Here is a 16,574-nt window from a genome sequence, read left to right on the forward strand (position 1 = left end):
AATAGCGCTGATCATTACAACAAGCAGCTGCGATGCTGCTCCTGATCGTAGACCTATGGAACGGCTAGGGCTGCGTAAGGACAGACTAAGCAAAGTTTCGGATGGGGTGACAGAGTGAATGAGAGAATCGCCCAGTACAGGGATAAGGCATCCCAGTATTGGAATAGTTTTAGCAAAAAGCAAAAAGTATTATTTATATCCACCTTCCTGTTTCTGATTTTGGCTGCAGTTGTACTCACGATGCAATTGTCCAAGACCGAATATGAAGTTGCGTTCACAGACTTGAATGCAAGTGATTCAGCAGGCGTTATCAGTTATTTAGATTCATCTAGTATTCCATACAAACTAAGTTCGGATGGCAAGACGATATCCGTGCCAAGCACGAGTGTTGCGATTGCAAAAGTGAATGTCGGATCTCAAGGGATTATTCAGAATGGTTCATTGGGATATAAGTCATTCGAGGAATCATCATCCCCGATCGGGATGACGGATAAAGAGTTTGATGTAAAGTACAACAATGCTTTAAACGGAGAAGTTGAACAGTTGCTTCAGCGGATGCAAGGGATACAGGATGCCAAAGTGCTGGTCAATATGCCGAAAGATAATATCTTTGCTGGTTTAGAAGAACAGGATAAAGCATCAGCGTCGGTAGCTCTCCAATTTAAACCGGGTTATCACCCAAATCAGGCAGCGGTAGATGGATACTTTAACTTGGTTAAAACCGCAATTCCTAATCTGCCTATTGAGAACATTACGATTACCAATACGGATGAAGCAGAATTGATTCCAACTGCCCGAGGTGGTAGTGGCGGGTTGTCTTCTGAAGTTCAAGAAAACATGGCATTACAGAAAAAGTTTGAAAACGATGTTCGTAATAACGTGAAGCAATTTCTTTCTCAAATTGTAGGCGAAGACAAGGTCAATGTTTTGGTAGCCTCCAAGCTTAATTTTGACAAAGAAACACGTAAAGAAAATCTGGTCACACCCGTTGACGTAGAGAACATGAAAGGCATCGAGATCAGTGTGCAGGAGATTCAGAAGAGCTACACTGGTGCAAGCAACCCAACAGGTGGTGTTGCTGGTACAGGGCAAGAGGAAGTTCCGGGTTATCCATCAGCTGATGGAGCAGGGAATTCCACCTCGGAAGAATCATCAAGCACTATAAACTACGATGTTAATCGCATTGCCAAGGATATTATTTCCAGTCCTTACACTGTAAAAGATTTAACCATTAACGTTGCAGTTGAACCACCAAATGGAGAAACAGAATTACAGGGGCCAGTTCAGGACGCAATTGAGAACATTTTGGTTAACATTGTTCGCGCTTCATTGGCAGACTCAGGTACCGTAATAAGTGACGCCGATCTGACAAAGAAAGTTTCAGTCATGTCACAAGGGTTCCAGACTGCCTCCGCAGACAATACGGGCTTCCAGCTATCCTCAACGATGATGTGGGGCGGAGGCGCACTCATAGCAGCATTGATCGCAGCGGTTGTTATTTTGTTAGTACGCCGTCGCCGCAAACAAAACGAAGAAGAAGAAGAAGAGATTCCTCTTCCAATAGCAACAGAGTTCCCGTCCATTACGCTGGACAGTGTAACGAACGAAAGTCAGGTGCGCAAACAATTGGAGAGTTTGGCCAAGAAAAAGCCAGACGAATTCGTCAATCTGCTGCGTACATGGCTGGCTGACGAATAGAGGTGAACGCAGTGGCAAAGGCAAGCAGTCAAGGGCTGACTGGCAGACAAAAAGCAGCAATATTGTTGATTACATTAGGTCCGGAAGTTTCGGCACAGATATTCAAACATCTGCGGGATGAGGAAATCGAGCAACTCACGTTGGAGATTGCCAACGTTCGCAAAGTTGATTCTTCCGAAAAGGACATGATCATGGCCGAGTTTCACCAGATCTGTCTGGCGCAGGAATATATCTCTCAGGGCGGTATCAATTATGCGAGAGAAATCCTGGAGAAAGCTTTGGGTTCTTCCAAAGCACTTGAAGTTATTAATCGTTTAACAGCTACATTGCAGGTCAGACCGTTTGATTTTGCACGCAAAGCGGATCCCAATCAGATTTTGAACTTTATTCAGAATGAAAGTCCGCAAACAATCGCGCTGGTTCTGTCTTATCTCCAGTTCGAACAGGCTGCAGCGATTCTGTCATCTTTGCCTCAAGAGAAGCAGGCAGATGTCGCTCGCCGCGTTGCAGTTATGGATAGTACTTCGCCAGAAGTTATCTCTCAAGTGGAGCGGGTTCTGGAACAAAAGCTATCTTCTACCGTAACGCAGGATTACACGAATGCGGGTGGTATCGAATCGATCGTTCAGATTTTGAACGGAGTGGATCGTGGTACAGAGCGTACCATTTTGGATTCACTCGAAATTCAGGATCCAGAGCTTGCTGAGGAGATCAAAAAACGCATGTTTGTATTCGAAGATATCGTCAATGTGGATGATCGTTCGATTCAGCGTATTATTCGGGATATCGACAACGCAGATCTACAACTCGCACTCAAAGTGGCAAGCGAAGAAGTTCGGGATGCCGTGTTCCGGAATATGTCGAAACGGATGTCCGAGACATTCAAAGAAGAGATGGAGTTCATGGGACCTGTGCGGTTGCGTGATGTTGAGGAAGCTCAAACACGCATTGTAGGAACGATACGCAGATTGGAAGAAGCCGGTGAGATCATTATCGCACGCGGTGGAGGAGATGATATCATTGTCTAATTTGATTAAATCTTTCCAGTATGTACCTGTTGATGACCGCAAAAGACTTGAAAATCATCATCATTATGTTGGTACTGAGGAGTCTGAAACGGAGTTAAATGGTGAAAGTGCTGAAGGTTCTGAAGCAGAAACGCTTCAAGCACGCGTGGACGAAGAAACACAACGTCTTACCGCAGAGATGCTGGAAGATGCCAAGGAGTTTGCAGAAAAGCAAGTACGTGAAGCTTCAGAAGAGGCAGAGCGCATGCTTCAAGAAGCCCGTGAACAGATCGATACCTGGTGGCAGGAACAAAGACAACAGGATGAACATCTGACCGAAGCACTTCGTTCACAAGGTTTCCAACAGGGTTTTGAAGAAGGCAAAGTACAGGCTGAACTGGATCTCCAGGTGCAGATCGAAAAGATGATGAAGGAAGCTCAGGAAGTGCTTCAGGAGGCTTATGTAGCAAAAGATCAGATTATTCAGGAAGCCGAACCATTTCTTGTTGATCTCGCTTGCGGGATTGCTGAGAAAGTCATTGATAAACAACTTACCATTGAACCCGATCACACCTTGGAACTGATTCGTCAGAGTTTGTCACGTAAACGGGAACAGGGTTTGATCACACTGTGTGTGGCTCCTGATCAATTTACATTTGTACAGGCAGCTCGCGAAGAATTGTCTCTGTCCATTGACTCTCAGGCAGAATTGCAGATTTTGCCTGATTCGACGGTCAAAGATAAGGGATGTGTCATCCGTTCTTCGTTCGGAAGTGTAGATGCGAGAATTGACACACAGCTTGCTGAGATAAAAAAAGAACTGGTCCGCATAGCACTTGAGGATGAGGAGCGAAAAAATCAACATGAAGGTTCTTAGTTCACAGCGATATATGGAACATTTGCGGCAATTTGATCCCGTGCGCATTAACGGTAAGGTTACTCAGGTCATTGGTCTTATGGTTGAGTCCGAAGGGCCGGATGCAAGTATCGGTGATGTATGTTATATCTACCCTGGTAAGTCGGCCAAGCCTCTCCAGGCTGAAGTCGTTGGGTTTCGAGATAACAAAGTGCTGCTTATGCCACTGGGTGAACTGCAATCCATAGGTCCTGGTTGCGATGTAGTGGGTACGGGTAAACCACTCGGTGTTCAGGTAGGCTCTGAATTGCTCGGTAAAGTCCTGGACGGACTAGGACAACCGCTAGACGGTTCCCTTCTGCCATCCAGAATGCCGATGTACTCTACATCCAATACACCTGTCAATCCAATGGATCGTCCACGTGTACTTGAAACGATGGGTGTTGGTGTAAGAGCTATCGATGGATTGTTGACCGTAGGTAAGGGACAGCGTGTAGGTATTTTTGCCGGTTCAGGTGTTGGTAAGAGTACATTAATGGGCATGATCGCCCGTAATACAGCGGCGGATGTCAATGTTATCGCGCTTGTAGGTGAGCGTGGACGTGAGGTTCGCGACTTTATTGAACGGGATCTGGGTCCGGAAGGACTGGAACGCTCCGTAGTCATTGTTGCAACATCAGATCAACCTGCCCTGATTCGGATCAAGGGAGCGGTTATTGCAACCACCATTGCAGAGTATTTCCGGGACCGTGGAATGAACGTGATGCTGATGATGGACTCGGTTACCCGATATGCGATGGCTCAAAGGGAAGTTGGTTTGGCCGTAGGTGAACCTCCGGCAATGAGAGGATATACTCCATCGGTATTTGCAAGTTTGCCCAAACTGCTTGAACGGGCGGGTACAGGGCCTACGGGCTCGATTACAGCCTTTTACACTGTTCTGGTTGATGGGGATGACATGAACGAACCGATCGCGGATGCGGTGAGGGGTATCTTGGATGGCCACATTGTCTTAAACCGGTCCATTGCGAATAAAGGTCATTTTCCTGCGATCGATGTGTTGGCCAGCATAAGTCGTGTCATGAAGGATATTGCCCCGGAAGAGCAGTTGGAAGCCGTCAATAATATGAAACGTTTGATGGCTGTCTACAAAGAGTCAGAAGATTTGATCAATATTGGAGCTTACCAGCGGGGATCAAATGCAGCGATAGATGAATCGATAGATCAGATTGATAGCATATGGAACTTTACAAAGCAGAAAGTCGACGAGAAAGTCACCTTAAGTGAAGTGCAGGAACGTTTGATTCTTGAATTTGCAAGGAGATGAATGGGTAAACGATGAAATTTCGATATCATTTCCAGAAAGTTGTTGACCTGAAGAGTAATGAGAAAACACAGGCAGAGTGGATGTTATCCACAGCGATCGGTAAACTTCAGACGGAGGAAGAACATCTGATACAACTTCTTAATGATAGAAGTAATCTGGTCGGCATTATCCAATCTGCTACGGAAAATACAGCGTCTGTGAACAGTCTGCAGGAGATGCAGCGTTATGTACATCACCTTGACGAGTGCATTTCACGCAAAAACAGTGATGTTAAACATGCTCAGGTCAATGTGCAACGGAATCAGACCTTTCTAAACGGTAAGATGATTGACGAAAAAGTATGGCTTGGAGCGAGAGACAAGGCGAAAATCAAATTTCAGCAGGAGATGCTCCTCCGGGAACAGAACGATCTGGACGAGATGGCTACTGTACGCTTCGCTGCCAAAGCCGGACGCGCGAATTGATGTGAGCCGGACGCGAAGTTGTCTCGCGAAGGAGGAATGAACGATGGCTGTTAAAGATGATAGCGACATGGAAAAAGAGTCGGGAGGCGGTTGGGAAAAATTTCTCATGATTTCAATCCCGATTGTATTCACCGTAGTATTGCTAGGCGTATTGCTTACGCTTTTTAATGTAGATATTCGTAACAATTTATTTGAATTTGCCAACAAGATTCCGGTAGTTAAGGAATGGGTACCTGATCCTGTGCTGGACCCTGAGAAAGAGAAGCTGGAGAAGAGCGAGCAGCAAGTTGAAAGTGCTGAAGCGACAATCGAAAAGCTGAAGTCCCAAGTAACCGCCAAAGAAACAGAGCTCAAAGCAGCACAGGAAGCGACAACAACTGAAGCGAAGAAAGCGACGGACCTTCAGAAGAAGTTGGATGATGCAGAAAAAGCTGCTGAAACCGCTACGGCGGCAACACCGGAAACGGAATCCGATTATCAGAAACAAATCAAAGATTTGGCTAAAATGTATGCTGACATGAGCCCAAGCAAAGCCGCACCGATCTTGCAAAATATGACGAATGAGGAAATGGTGCTTTTGTTGAATGCCATGCAATCATCTGCTCGGACCAAGGTGCTTGAAAAGATGGACCCGAAAACAGCCGCCGATGTCACCATGATGATGAAGGATGCCAAACCGTCCGGAGATCTGGCACTGGATGCACTGCAATCCAGATTGAAGAAAGAAACCGAAGCAACATCAACTGCAGCAACAACGACGAGCAAAAACCTGGATAAAAACCAGCTGAGTCAAACATTTGCTTCCATGTCTGCTTCAAGTGGTGCCAAGCTTCTATTGGAAACATACAAGTTAAGTCCTGATAAAACATTGACGATCCTGAATTCAGTAGACGATGCGACACGTTCTCAATTGCTTGAAAACATGTCTTCTGAGGATTCGGTAGAAACTGCAAAGATTTTGAACAGATTAATGGGCAACAAGTAGATCTGATTAAACTGATGGAACCGAGAGGAGGTGAAAATAAATGTCGATCGTATATCAAATGACATCCACAGCATCTGCAAAAACCGCAGGAACTGGTCAGACGACTGGAGCACAATCAAAAGGTTCAGCTGCAGGTGCTGTTAGTGGTGAATTTCTGCAAACTCTTGCACAGTCATTATCCGGAGGATCTACAGAAGGTGATAGCTCAAGCGCTACTGGAAGCTTAACAGCTAATCCATTGGTATTTTCCTTTGCCTCAAGTGAAGACGGGGAAGCGACCTCAATCACAGATATACTGAATTCGTTGTTCGCGGATTTGGAATCTCTTGACGAAGCTTTGGAAAATGATCCAACGCTACTTGCAGGCTTACAGACTCTAATTCAACAGATGTATACACAACTAAATGATGCTTCTGGTACTAATGCAGAAGGTTCTGACGAGTCTTCCGATGGAGCTGGCAGTGCCAATACAGTACCTGCAATTGAACTCTCGCAGCATCCGTCAGCAGTACGTTTTGTTTTGCAGGATATGCTTACACAATTAGTAGCTGCGATGAATGAACCAGAGAGTACTGTTGCGAAGAACGCTCCCGAATTCAAGCATCTGCTACAATCTCTGCAGAGTCAGCTTCAAGAGACTGGAGTGGATACCACTAGCAACAAAGGATGGACTGAACTGAAATCCATACTGGATACATTGGCTGCAGTTAAGGATCAGGCTGTACAAGTCGCTCCAACGACTTCACTTCAAGCGACCAAACAGAATTCAGTCGTACCACAAGTTCTTGTTGCGGCAGCGGCTAATGCTGGAATTCAGGTGAAAGGTGACACGGAGGCGACATCTGCTTCAAATGCAGGTGCAGAAGTGGATCACTCAACCATCATTACTGCAGGAGAGCTATCGTTGCGTACATCAGGTACAACAGCAGGAAAACCGGCTGAACCTGTAATGCAAACATCACAGTTTGCCAAAGAAATGACACAGTTTGTTGTCAGCAAGTTGGATATTGTACAGCAAAAGGGATTTTCTGAGGCGACCATCTCACTTCGTCCTGAGCATCTAGGGAAGCTGGATGTACAGATTACTTTGCAAAACGGGCAATTGGTTGCACGGTTTATGACAGAACATACGATGGCCAAAGACATGCTTGAACAACAAATGATGCAGCTCCGTTCTTCACTTCAAGCTCAGGGAATTCAAGTAGAACGACTTGAGGTTACGCAGAACAGCTCAATCGGATCACAGATGTATCAGGATGGAGGCCGTCAGCCGGGAAGTAACTCTCAGCAACAGCGTCGTTCACGTGAGCGTGAGGAACAATCGGATGATGCTATAGCTACAGCAGGTATTCAAGAAGAATTGCGTAATTGGCGTAGCGAGCAAGTCGAAGGAAATGAATTACAAAGAGATACGTTTAGTGCAAAGGCTTAAACAGAAATGAGGTGAGCAAATGGCTAATGAAATTGTTTCAACCAATAATACCTGGCCGAACTATTCGGCAGCTAATAAAGCAACCACAAGCGCTGCAACAAAAGAATTGGGCAAAGATCAGTTTCTAAAAATCCTGATTACCCAGCTGCAAAACCAAGACCCGATGCAGCCGATGGAGGATAAGGAATTTATCGCTCAAATGGCACAGTTCAGCTCAGTGGAACAATTGGTCAATATCTCGACTCAACTTAAAACGTTGAATCAGTCACTCGGTGCTGTATCTGGCATGATTGGTATGGAGGTAAGTTGGCTTTCTTCTAATAAAGCGGATAACGGAACTCTTCGTCAGGGTATTGTGGATTCCATCATTGTAAGAGATAGCGTTCAATACGCGAAAGTGGGCAATGACGAGATTAAGCTAGATGAGATTATTCAGGTGAATTATCCAAAACAGGCAGAAGAGAATCAAACTCCGGTAGAGAACGTTCAGAATGTAACTCCTGAATCGAACGAGAGCCAGGAAGCTGAATCAGCTGCTGAAACGGGTGATACAGAAGATAGCGGTAAGACGATATGAGTGATCGGATAATGGTTGGACAATTATATGCAGGCCCGATTACTCCGAATATGCTTCAAAGACCCAAAACGGGAGAAGCCTCGGCTGTACCCGAAAAGCCTTTTGCGAAGGTTCTGGAAGATAATCTTCTAAAGTTAAGCAATCATGCTGCCAAGCGATTGGAACAGCGTGGTATTGAACTCAAAACGGAGCAAATGGAACAGATTGGATCTGCGCTGGACAAAGCTGCTGCCAAGGGAGCCAAAGAGTCATTGATTTTGATGCAGGATATGGCTTTTATCGTCAATGTCAAAAATCGTACAGTGGTTACCGCTATGGATAGTGAAAGTATGAAGGATAATGTGTTCACTCAAATTGATAGTGCCGTAATCATTTCTTGACCGGCTGGCCCTTCTCGGGAGCCGGAATGCCGCTGACCGACTGATGCGGTAACCAAATGAAGACTGGGAGGATTTTAAAAAAATGTTGAAATCAATGTACTCAGGCGTTTCCGGGATGCGGGGTTTTCAAACCAAACTCGACGTAATTGGTAACAATATTGCGAACGTAAACACGGTTGGCTTCAAAGGCAGTCGGGTTATGTTCAAGGATATTATGAGCCAAACTACGGCAGGGGTTACTGCACCTGGCGATGCATCTGGTGGTGTTAATGCGAAACAAATCGGTCTTGGTGTAACAGTAGGTTCAATTGATACGCTACATCTGGCAGGTAGTCCCATGACAACGAATAATCCAACAGATCTTCGGATTAACGGAGATGGATTCTTCCTTGTCCGTTTGAGTGAAGATCAAGAAGTACCTTACCTGACTCGTGCGGGGGATTTCCATGTGGATGCTGCGCGTAACCTTTTGACATCGGATGGATTGTTTGTTCTGGATAACGGTGGTGGAAATATTACTATTCCAGACGACGTTGTTTCCTTCACCATTGGTCAGGATGGAACGATTAACCAGACCATGGCAGACGGAACCATCGAAGCGGGTCCGCAGATTGGAATAGGTAAAGTTGTGAATCCGGAAGGTCTTGAGAAAATTGGGGGCAACTTGTACCGTATGACAGCGAACGCGAATCCGGATGGGGCACTTGAACCATTGACAGCGAACAGTGCTGAGGACGGAACAGGAGCAATCATTGCTGGACAGCTCGAAATGTCTAATGTGGATCTGACTGGAGAGTTTACTGAAATGATCGTAGCTCAGCGTGGATTCCAGGCGAACTCACGGATCATTACAACGTCGGATGAAATACTTCAGGAAGTTGTTAACCTGAAACGTTAATAGCTGATTGGTGATTTTTAAAATGTGGAGGAGCTTGCTCCTCCCACTCTGATCGAGGGGGCTTAGCATGATTTCGGTTACGCGGTTAAATGGTTCTCCCATGTGGTTAAATGCGCTGATGGTTGAGATTGTGGAAGAGACGCCGGACACGTATATTACTCTGGTAACTGGAAAGAGACTGATTGTGCTTGAGAAAGCCGATGAAGTTATTTCCAAAATTAAAGATTACAACCGTGAAATCGGGGTTCAGGCAGCCACTATCAAAGTGCAGCAAACGGAGGAATCCTGATGAAAAAGATGATGCCCTGGCTTGCAACGATGTTGCTGGCAATAACACTCATTGTGGTGGTTGTGTTTGTATTTATGCAAGGACAGAATGGGACTAAGAATGACACACATACTGCTGCAGCTTCTGAAGCCAAAAAAATGACTGCGGATGAGATTGTAGAAGTTTCCTCAGAGCTTGGAGAAATTAAAACCAACTTGGCTGATACAGATCATGTTGTAGTTGTCAGCTTCTCCTTCAAGTTGTCAGACAAAACAGCCAAAGAAGATTTTGAGAAAATTAAAGAAATTACAGTGAAGCCTATTATCATTCAGACATTTGCGGATACAAAGTCTGAGGAGCTGGCTACAGCGAAGGGCCGAGTACAATTTAATGAGAGATTGACTGGACTCATTAATGAAGCTTTACCTGAAGGTAAGTTGAGCAGCACTAGTTTTTCAGCTTTTGTGATGGCGCCGATGTAAATGAACAGAACACGCTGTAGACCTGTAAGGGGGTGAGAACATGGTGGATGTATTATCACAAAATGAGATTGATGCCCTATTAGCAGCCCTTTCTTCTGGTGAAATGGACGCAGAAGAATTGAAGAAGGAAGAAACTCAGAAGAAAATTAGATCGTACGATTTTAAGCGGGCAGTGCGTTTTTCCAAAGACCATATTCGAAGCTTGACTCGTATTCACGAAAACTTTGCACGCTTTCTCACCACTTATTTTTCAGCCCAACTGCGGACGTTCGTTCAAATCAATGTCGTTCAAGTCGAACAGTTGCCTTATGATGAGTTTATCCGTTCTATTCCTAAGATGACGATATTGAACATTTTTGAAGCGGAGCCACTACAGGGACGAATGGTGATGGAAGTCCATCCGAACGTGGGATATGCGATGTTGGATCGCCTGCTTGGTGGAACCGGAAGCGCTCCGACCAAGATCGCATCGATGACGGAGATTGAGACGACCATCATGGAGCGGATATTCAGCCGTGCATTTGAAAGTTTGCAGGAAGCATGGAAGACCGTGTTGGATATTTCCCCAAGGATGGAAGCGCTGGAGACCAACCCGCAATTTATGCAGATTGTATCTCCCAATGAGACCATTGCTCTGATCTCACTCAGTACCAAAATTGGTGACACGACAGGCATGATCAATCTATGTATTCCGCATGTCGTTCTTGAACCTATTATGTCACGGTTGTCAACTCATCAGTGGTTTGTTTCGGAGAAGAAAACGAGAGCTCCGGAAGAATATGAAGCTTTAAAAGAACGTGTGAACAAAGCCAAATTACCCGTCGTTGCGGAGTTGGGAGAATCCAAAATTTCAATTGCAGAATTTTTGGGTCTGTCCGTTGGTGATGTTATTACGTTGAACAAACCAGTTGATGAGGGACTTTCCATTAAAGTGGGTGACAAACTGAAATACATGGGCAGCCCGGGAACAATCAAGGACCGTGTGGCTGTGCAAATAGACGAGATTGTCACCGAAGGAGTTGAAGAATTTGACGAGTAAGGATTATTTATCCCAAGAAGAAATCGATGCTTTGCTCAGGCAATCGGAATCGATAAATAGCTCGGAACCTGCTGAGAAGACGGTTGATGATTTTTTGACCGAGCTGGAGCAGGATGCCTTGGGGGAGATTGGTAACATTACATTTGGTAGCGCGGCAACAGCTTTGTCCACGCTATTGGGCCTAAAAGTAGATATTACAACACCTAAGGTTTCCATCATTAGTCGAACGCAGTTTGAAGAAGCTTTTCCTAAGCCGCATGTTGCTGTTCATGTGAATTACGTGGATGGTTTCGAAGGCATTAACTCGCTTGTCATCAAGAAGAGAGATGCTCAAGTCATCGCCGATTTGATGCTGGGTGGCGAAGGAAATCCAATTGACGAAGAACTGAATGAAATCCATATTAGTGCTGTACAGGAAGCGATGAACCAGATGATGGGCTCCTCTGCTACTTCTATGTCCACGATCTTTAACCGTTTTGTGAATATTTCCCCACCGGGAATCGATATTCTCAATTTGGAGAGTGGTGAGGGCGTAAGTAACCTTCCAGAAGATGAGACGCTGATTCAAGTTTCATTTCGTCTCTTAATCGGAGATCTGATCGATTCCAATCTGATGCAGTTGCTTCCAGTACATTTTGCCAAAAACATGGTAGACATGCTGATTGGAGGCGCTCAGGAGTCAACTGCAAGCGCACCGGTGGCAGCGACACCTGAACCTGCACCAGCAGCTGTACCAGCAACGCCACCACCAGTTGCGGAGCAACCACCCGTTCAGCACCAACAGGCTCCACAGGCTCCACAACAGCCTGCTCAGGACTACAACGGGTATGGACAAGCTCCAATGGGTATGCCGCAAGGAATGCCGCCACAGCAGCCGTATGGCATGCCACCGCAGCAACCTTATGGTGCACCTCAACATTACGGTGGAATGCCAAATAGGAATGTTAACGTACAGCCAGTTCAATTCGCCAATTTGCAAAATGGGGCGTATGGTCAGGTAGACGAAAACAATTTGAATTTATTGATGGACATTCCCCTTAAAGTCACCGTAGAATTAGGAAGGACCCAGAAGCAAATTAAAGATATTTTGGAACTGTCACAGGGTTCGATTGTCGAACTGGATAAGTTAGCCGGTGAACCTGTCGATATTTTGGTGAATAACAAACTGATCGCCAAGGGAGAAGTTGTCGTTATTGACGAAAACTTTGGTGTTCGTGTTATAGATATCGTTAGCCAATGGGACCGAATTCAGAAATTACAATAAGCACAATTTAGGGAGGACTTGAATCAAGATGGCAAACCGAATTTTAGTCGTAGACGACGCTGCATTTATGAGAATGATGATCCGGGACATTTTGTCCAAAAATGGGTATGAGGTTGTTGGTGAGGCACAGGATGGCTCACAAGCAATTGAGAAATTTAAAGAGCTTCGTCCGGATCTGATCACAATGGATATCACGATGCCTGAGATGGATGGCATTGCAGCTTTGAAAGAAATCAAAAAGATCGATGCTAATGCAAAAGTGATTATGTGCTCTGCGATGGGTCAACAAGCGATGGTAATCGATGCTATTCAAGCAGGTGCTAAAGACTTTATCGTTAAACCTTTCCAATCTGACCGGGTTATCGAAGCAATTAGCAAGACACTGGGCGTTTAAGAGACATGATGATGGCTCAGGGTGATATTCCAGGAGGAGCTGGCGCGGGAACCAATTATTATTTACAGCTTGTATGGGTGATTGTTGTCCTGGCCGTCATCCTGGCCCTTATTGTCTATCTGATCCGGTTTTTAAACAAACGGAATCAGCAGTGGTTACGTCATGGCACGATTCGTACCCTGGGCGGGGTCGGACTGGGGCAAAACAAGTCGTTGCAAATTATGGAGATTGGTGGAAGTGTGTATCTGCTTGGTGTAGGTGAAGACATCCAGTTGATAGATAAGGTTACGGATTTGGAAGAGGCGCAAAGAATCATTGATTCATTCGAGCGAGATGCTGCTGCACAACAAGGTAATCTCTCGCCTCTCATCGCCAAGCTCACAAAACGCTTCCGTAAAGATGAACCGCCGCGGGAAATGGAACTGGAGGACACAACTTCTTTTCACGAAATGTTTGAATCCAAACTTCGGCAGATGCCTAACCGTAAAGAGAAGATGGAGAAGCTCCTGGATAAAGACAATACTACAGATCGGTCGAGGGATTCATGAAGAAAAAGATTTGGTTAGCGTGTTGTTTGATGGGACTTATCAGTCTGGCATCTGTCACGGTTGCCTTTGCTGAACCTATTCCGAATATTGATATTCAAATCGGAAACGGTGATGGAGGGACACCAAGCACGAGTTCACTGTCCATTATTCTATTAATTACGGTGCTTAGCATTGCACCAGCAATGCTTGTACTGATGACCAGTTTTACTCGAATTGTGATTGTGCTCGGTTTCGTACGTACATCTTTGGGTACACAACAAATGCCACCCAATCAGGTGCTGGTAGGTTTGGCACTATTTCTGACACTTTTCATTATGTCGCCGACGTTGTCTTCCATAAATCAGGTAGCGCTTCAGCCCTATCTTCAGGGAGAACTTACGCAAACCGAGGCGCTGGAAAAAGCAGCGGATCCCATAAAGAAATTTATGTTTACTCACACCAGAGAAAAGGATCTGTTGCTGTTTATGAAGTACAATCAGACTGAACAGCCAAATACCTACCAGGATATTCCGATTACTGTCATGGTGCCGGCATATGTAATCAGTGAGTTGAAGACAGCATTCCAGATGGGGTTTATGATTTTCATTCCGTTTCTGGTGATAGACATTGTTGTCGCGAGTACACTCATGGCGATGGGAATGATGATGCTTCCGCCGGTCATGATCTCATTACCTTTCAAAATACTACTCTTTGTCCTTGTGGACGGGTGGTATCTGGTAGTCAAGTCACTGTTGCTGAGTTTTAACACTTGATCCGGAAAGTTAAAGGAGGACGGTCATGACTTCGGAATTTATTATCGGTCTGGCCGGGAAAGCGGTATACACGTCATTGCTGGCCAGTGCACCCATGCTTATACTAGCTCTGGTTGTAGGACTTGCAATCAGTATTTTTCAAGCGACAACTCAAATTCAGGAACAAACATTAGCTTTTGTACCCAAGATTGTTGCCGTACTTCTGGCAGTACTTTTGTTTGGACCCTGGATCTTGAATATATTAATCGATTTTACGTACAACATTCTCGATAATTTATACAGATACATAGGGTAGGCTTTAGCAGATGGAGACATTATTGCAAAGTTTCCCTGTCGCTCTGCTTATGTTTTGTCGAATCACATCATTTTTTGTAACTGCGCCGGTCTTTTCAGCTCGAAATGTGCCGACTTCAGTTAAAATTGGTATCTCTGCATTTGTTACATTGTCTGTCTATCTGATTTATGGAATAGATCAGACCGTACCGACAGACATGAGTTATGTTTTGCTGATCATCAGAGAGATTCTAATTGGCCTGCTTTTAGGTTTTGTGGCGTATCTGTTAATGACGGCTGTACAGACTGCAGGAACTTTTATCGATCTTCAGATCGGTTTTGGTATGGCTAATGTATTTGATCCAATGACAGGCGCTTCAGCACCACTTACGGGTAACTTGAAGTATGCATTTGCTATGCTTCTGTTTCTGACGATGAATGGCCACCATTATTTACTGGATGCGATAGTCTACAGTTACAGGTGGGTTCCGTTATCAAATATATTTTTCCTACGGTTGGCGGACGGAAGTATTGCTGAATTTTTGATTCGGACATTAGGTCAATCATTCATGTTGGCTTTTCAGATGTCGGCTCCAATTGTAGTGGCGCTGTTTTTGACAGATGTAGGTTTGGGTTTTTTGGCCAAAACTGCTCCTCAATTTAATGTATTTGCAGTCGGATTGCCACTTAAGTTACTTGTTGGTCTTGCTATTTTGCTTTTGCTGGTTCCCAGTTTCTCCTTTATATTTAGTCAATTGTTCGAAGCGATATTTAGATCCATGGAAAAATTGCTTGGAACCATTGGCCAAAGGCCGGGCTGAGTGAAACGGAGGATAAGACTCGGATGAAACTTCAACTCGACCTCCAGTTGTTTTCAGGGGAGAAGACGGAGAAAGCTACCCCTAAAAAGAGACAGGATGCACGTAAAAAAGGACAGGTTGTCAAAAGCATGGAGATATCTGGTGCTTCGATTCTCCTGTTCTCGTTTTTGATCTTGACAGTCTTTGGTGATTTTTACAAGGAACGTACAGTTCGATTGTTTACAGATATTTTTATCAACCGGCTGAACATGAAAATCACCGATGAAAATGTAATGATGCTTATGATGCGCTATGGCATTGAAGTGATGTTACTGCTTGCTCCGGTATTGTTGGGTGCGGTTCTAGTTGCCTTAATCGTTAACTACATGCAGGTTGGTTTTCTACTTGTAGGCGAAGGGTTGAAGCCGAAACTGGAGAAGTTGGATCCGATTAAAGGATTCAAAAATATTTTCTCTATGCGTTCTGTGGTCGAATTTGCTAAGTCCATTTTGAAAATGTCCATCATCGGCTATCTTGTTTACAGCACAATTATAAGCTACCAATCCGATATAGCCTCACTTTCTCACTTTTCTTTAGATGCTATTTTACACTTTGCTGCATCCATCACGTTAAGTTTGGGTGTTAAGATTGCTGTTGCACTTATGGTACTTGCAATATTCGATTACATTTACCAAAAGTATGATAATGAGAAAAAACTCCGTATGTCCAAGCAAGACATCAAAGACGAGTACAAGAAAATGGAAGGCGATCCGCTGATCAAAGGTAAAATAAGGGAACGTCAGCGTCGTATGGCTATGCAGCGTATGATGCAGGAAGTACCGAATGCGGATGTAATCATCACGAACCCGACTCACTTTGCGGTTGCGCTAAAGTACGAAGGTTCCGAAATGGAGGCACCGCAGATTATTGCCAAAGGTCAGGATTATGTCGCCTTGCGTATTAAGGAAATTGCCAAAGAGCACGGTGTTATTACGATGGAAAACAAGCCGCTGGCACGGGCATTGTTCCAGAGAGCCGAGATTGGTGATGCCATACCGGCCGATTTGTTTCAAGCGGTAGCTGAAGTGCTGGCTTATGTATATAAACTAAAGGGCAGAACGAAATAAAAG

General features: G+C 44.8%; 20 protein-coding genes. All 20 read left to right on the plus strand.

The genetic code is table 11. The features are described from left to right. The first annotated feature begins 114 nt into the window (after positions 1-114). Positions 115-1,698: a flagellar basal-body MS-ring/collar protein FliF gene (fliF, locus tag PAHA3_RS05345; RefSeq protein ID WP_062833790.1), complete on the plus strand. Its 1,584-nt coding sequence runs from the start codon at positions 115-117 to the stop codon at positions 1,696-1,698. Positions 1,699-1,709: 11 nt separating this feature from the next. Then, a complete protein-coding gene (gene fliG / locus PAHA3_RS05350) occupies positions 1,710-2,726 on the plus strand; it encodes a flagellar motor switch protein FliG (RefSeq protein ID WP_047842476.1) in 1,017 nt (338 codons plus the stop codon). Next, a complete protein-coding gene (locus tag PAHA3_RS05355) occupies positions 2,719-3,582 on the plus strand; it encodes a FliH/SctL family protein (protein WP_062833791.1) in 864 nt (287 codons plus the stop codon). Before fliG ends, PAHA3_RS05355 begins: the two co-directional genes overlap by 8 nt. Continuing rightward, on the plus strand, positions 3,569-4,888 hold the full coding sequence (gene fliI, locus PAHA3_RS05360; RefSeq protein WP_036609365.1) for a flagellar protein export ATPase FliI: 1,320 nt from the start codon (positions 3,569-3,571) through the stop codon (positions 4,886-4,888). The genes PAHA3_RS05355 and fliI overlap by 14 nt, the downstream gene beginning before the upstream one ends. An 11-nt stretch (positions 4,889-4,899) precedes the next feature. Continuing rightward, positions 4,900-5,352: a flagellar export protein FliJ gene (gene fliJ, locus PAHA3_RS05365; RefSeq protein WP_062833792.1), complete on the plus strand. Its 453-nt coding sequence runs from the start codon at positions 4,900-4,902 to the stop codon at positions 5,350-5,352. A 43-nt stretch (positions 5,353-5,395) separates the two neighbouring features. Beyond that, positions 5,396-6,337: a MotE family protein gene (locus PAHA3_RS05370; protein ID WP_062833793.1), complete on the plus strand. Its 942-nt coding sequence runs from the start codon at positions 5,396-5,398 to the stop codon at positions 6,335-6,337. A 40-nt stretch (positions 6,338-6,377) separates the two neighbouring features. Continuing rightward, positions 6,378-7,769, plus strand: a complete 1,392-nt coding sequence (locus PAHA3_RS05375) for a flagellar hook-length control protein FliK (RefSeq protein WP_062833794.1) — start codon at positions 6,378-6,380, stop codon at positions 7,767-7,769. A gap of 19 nt (positions 7,770-7,788) precedes the next feature. Beyond that, positions 7,789-8,346 (plus strand): flagellar hook capping FlgD N-terminal domain-containing protein, encoded by a 558-nt coding sequence (locus tag PAHA3_RS05380; RefSeq protein ID WP_062833795.1) that lies wholly within the window; start codon positions 7,789-7,791, stop codon positions 8,344-8,346. A gap of 50 nt (positions 8,347-8,396) precedes the next feature. After that, positions 8,397-8,726 carry a TIGR02530 family flagellar biosynthesis protein gene (locus PAHA3_RS05385; protein ID WP_371327926.1) on the plus strand — a complete coding sequence of 110 codons (330 nt, stop codon included), beginning with the start codon at positions 8,397-8,399 and terminating at the stop codon, positions 8,724-8,726. 82 nt (positions 8,727-8,808) lie between these two features. Next, complete coding sequence (flgG, locus tag PAHA3_RS05390; RefSeq protein WP_062833797.1) at positions 8,809-9,624, plus strand: flagellar basal body rod protein FlgG; 816 nt, start codon at positions 8,809-8,811, stop codon at positions 9,622-9,624. A gap of 67 nt (positions 9,625-9,691) precedes the next feature. Next, complete coding sequence (locus PAHA3_RS05395; RefSeq protein WP_024630220.1) at positions 9,692-9,913, plus strand: flagellar FlbD family protein; 222 nt, start codon at positions 9,692-9,694, stop codon at positions 9,911-9,913. After that, positions 9,913-10,374, plus strand: a complete 462-nt coding sequence (locus PAHA3_RS05400; protein ID WP_062833798.1) for a flagellar basal body-associated FliL family protein — start codon at positions 9,913-9,915, stop codon at positions 10,372-10,374. Before PAHA3_RS05395 ends, PAHA3_RS05400 begins: the two co-directional genes overlap by 1 nt. A 40-nt stretch (positions 10,375-10,414) precedes the next feature. Beyond that, the gene (gene fliM / locus PAHA3_RS05405; protein WP_062833799.1) at positions 10,415-11,413 is read left to right on the plus strand and encodes a flagellar motor switch protein FliM; all 999 of its coding nucleotides are present in this window, start codon (positions 10,415-10,417) and stop codon (positions 11,411-11,413) included. Beyond that, the gene (gene fliY / locus PAHA3_RS05410; protein WP_062833800.1) at positions 11,403-12,677 is read left to right on the plus strand and encodes a flagellar motor switch phosphatase FliY; all 1,275 of its coding nucleotides are present in this window, start codon (positions 11,403-11,405) and stop codon (positions 12,675-12,677) included. Before fliM ends, fliY begins: the two co-directional genes overlap by 11 nt. Before the next feature lie 28 nt (positions 12,678-12,705). Beyond that, a complete protein-coding gene (locus PAHA3_RS05415) occupies positions 12,706-13,071 on the plus strand; it encodes a response regulator (protein WP_017689175.1) in 366 nt (121 codons plus the stop codon). 11 nt (positions 13,072-13,082) lie between these two features. Continuing rightward, positions 13,083-13,619, plus strand: coding sequence for a flagellar biosynthetic protein FliO (locus tag PAHA3_RS05420; protein ID WP_186333575.1), 537 nt, complete (start codon positions 13,083-13,085; stop codon positions 13,617-13,619). Then, complete coding sequence (gene fliP / locus PAHA3_RS05425) at positions 13,616-14,371, plus strand: flagellar type III secretion system pore protein FliP (protein ID WP_062833802.1); 756 nt, start codon at positions 13,616-13,618, stop codon at positions 14,369-14,371. Before PAHA3_RS05420 ends, fliP begins: the two co-directional genes overlap by 4 nt. A 25-nt stretch (positions 14,372-14,396) precedes the next feature. Continuing rightward, the gene (gene fliQ, locus PAHA3_RS05430) at positions 14,397-14,666 is read left to right on the plus strand and encodes a flagellar biosynthesis protein FliQ (RefSeq protein ID WP_062833803.1); all 270 of its coding nucleotides are present in this window, start codon (positions 14,397-14,399) and stop codon (positions 14,664-14,666) included. Between the two features lie 10 nt (positions 14,667-14,676). Further along, the gene (gene fliR / locus PAHA3_RS05435; protein WP_062833804.1) at positions 14,677-15,465 is read left to right on the plus strand and encodes a flagellar biosynthetic protein FliR; all 789 of its coding nucleotides are present in this window, start codon (positions 14,677-14,679) and stop codon (positions 15,463-15,465) included. 23 nt (positions 15,466-15,488) lie between these two features. Then, positions 15,489-16,571, plus strand: a complete 1,083-nt coding sequence (gene flhB, locus PAHA3_RS05440) for a flagellar biosynthesis protein FlhB (protein WP_186333576.1) — start codon at positions 15,489-15,491, stop codon at positions 16,569-16,571. Positions 16,572-16,574: the final 3 nt, after the last annotated feature.

The sequence above is a fragment of the Paenibacillus amylolyticus genome (assembly GCF_001570725.1).
GTDB lineage: Bacteria > Bacillota > Bacilli > Paenibacillales > Paenibacillaceae > Paenibacillus > Paenibacillus amylolyticus_A.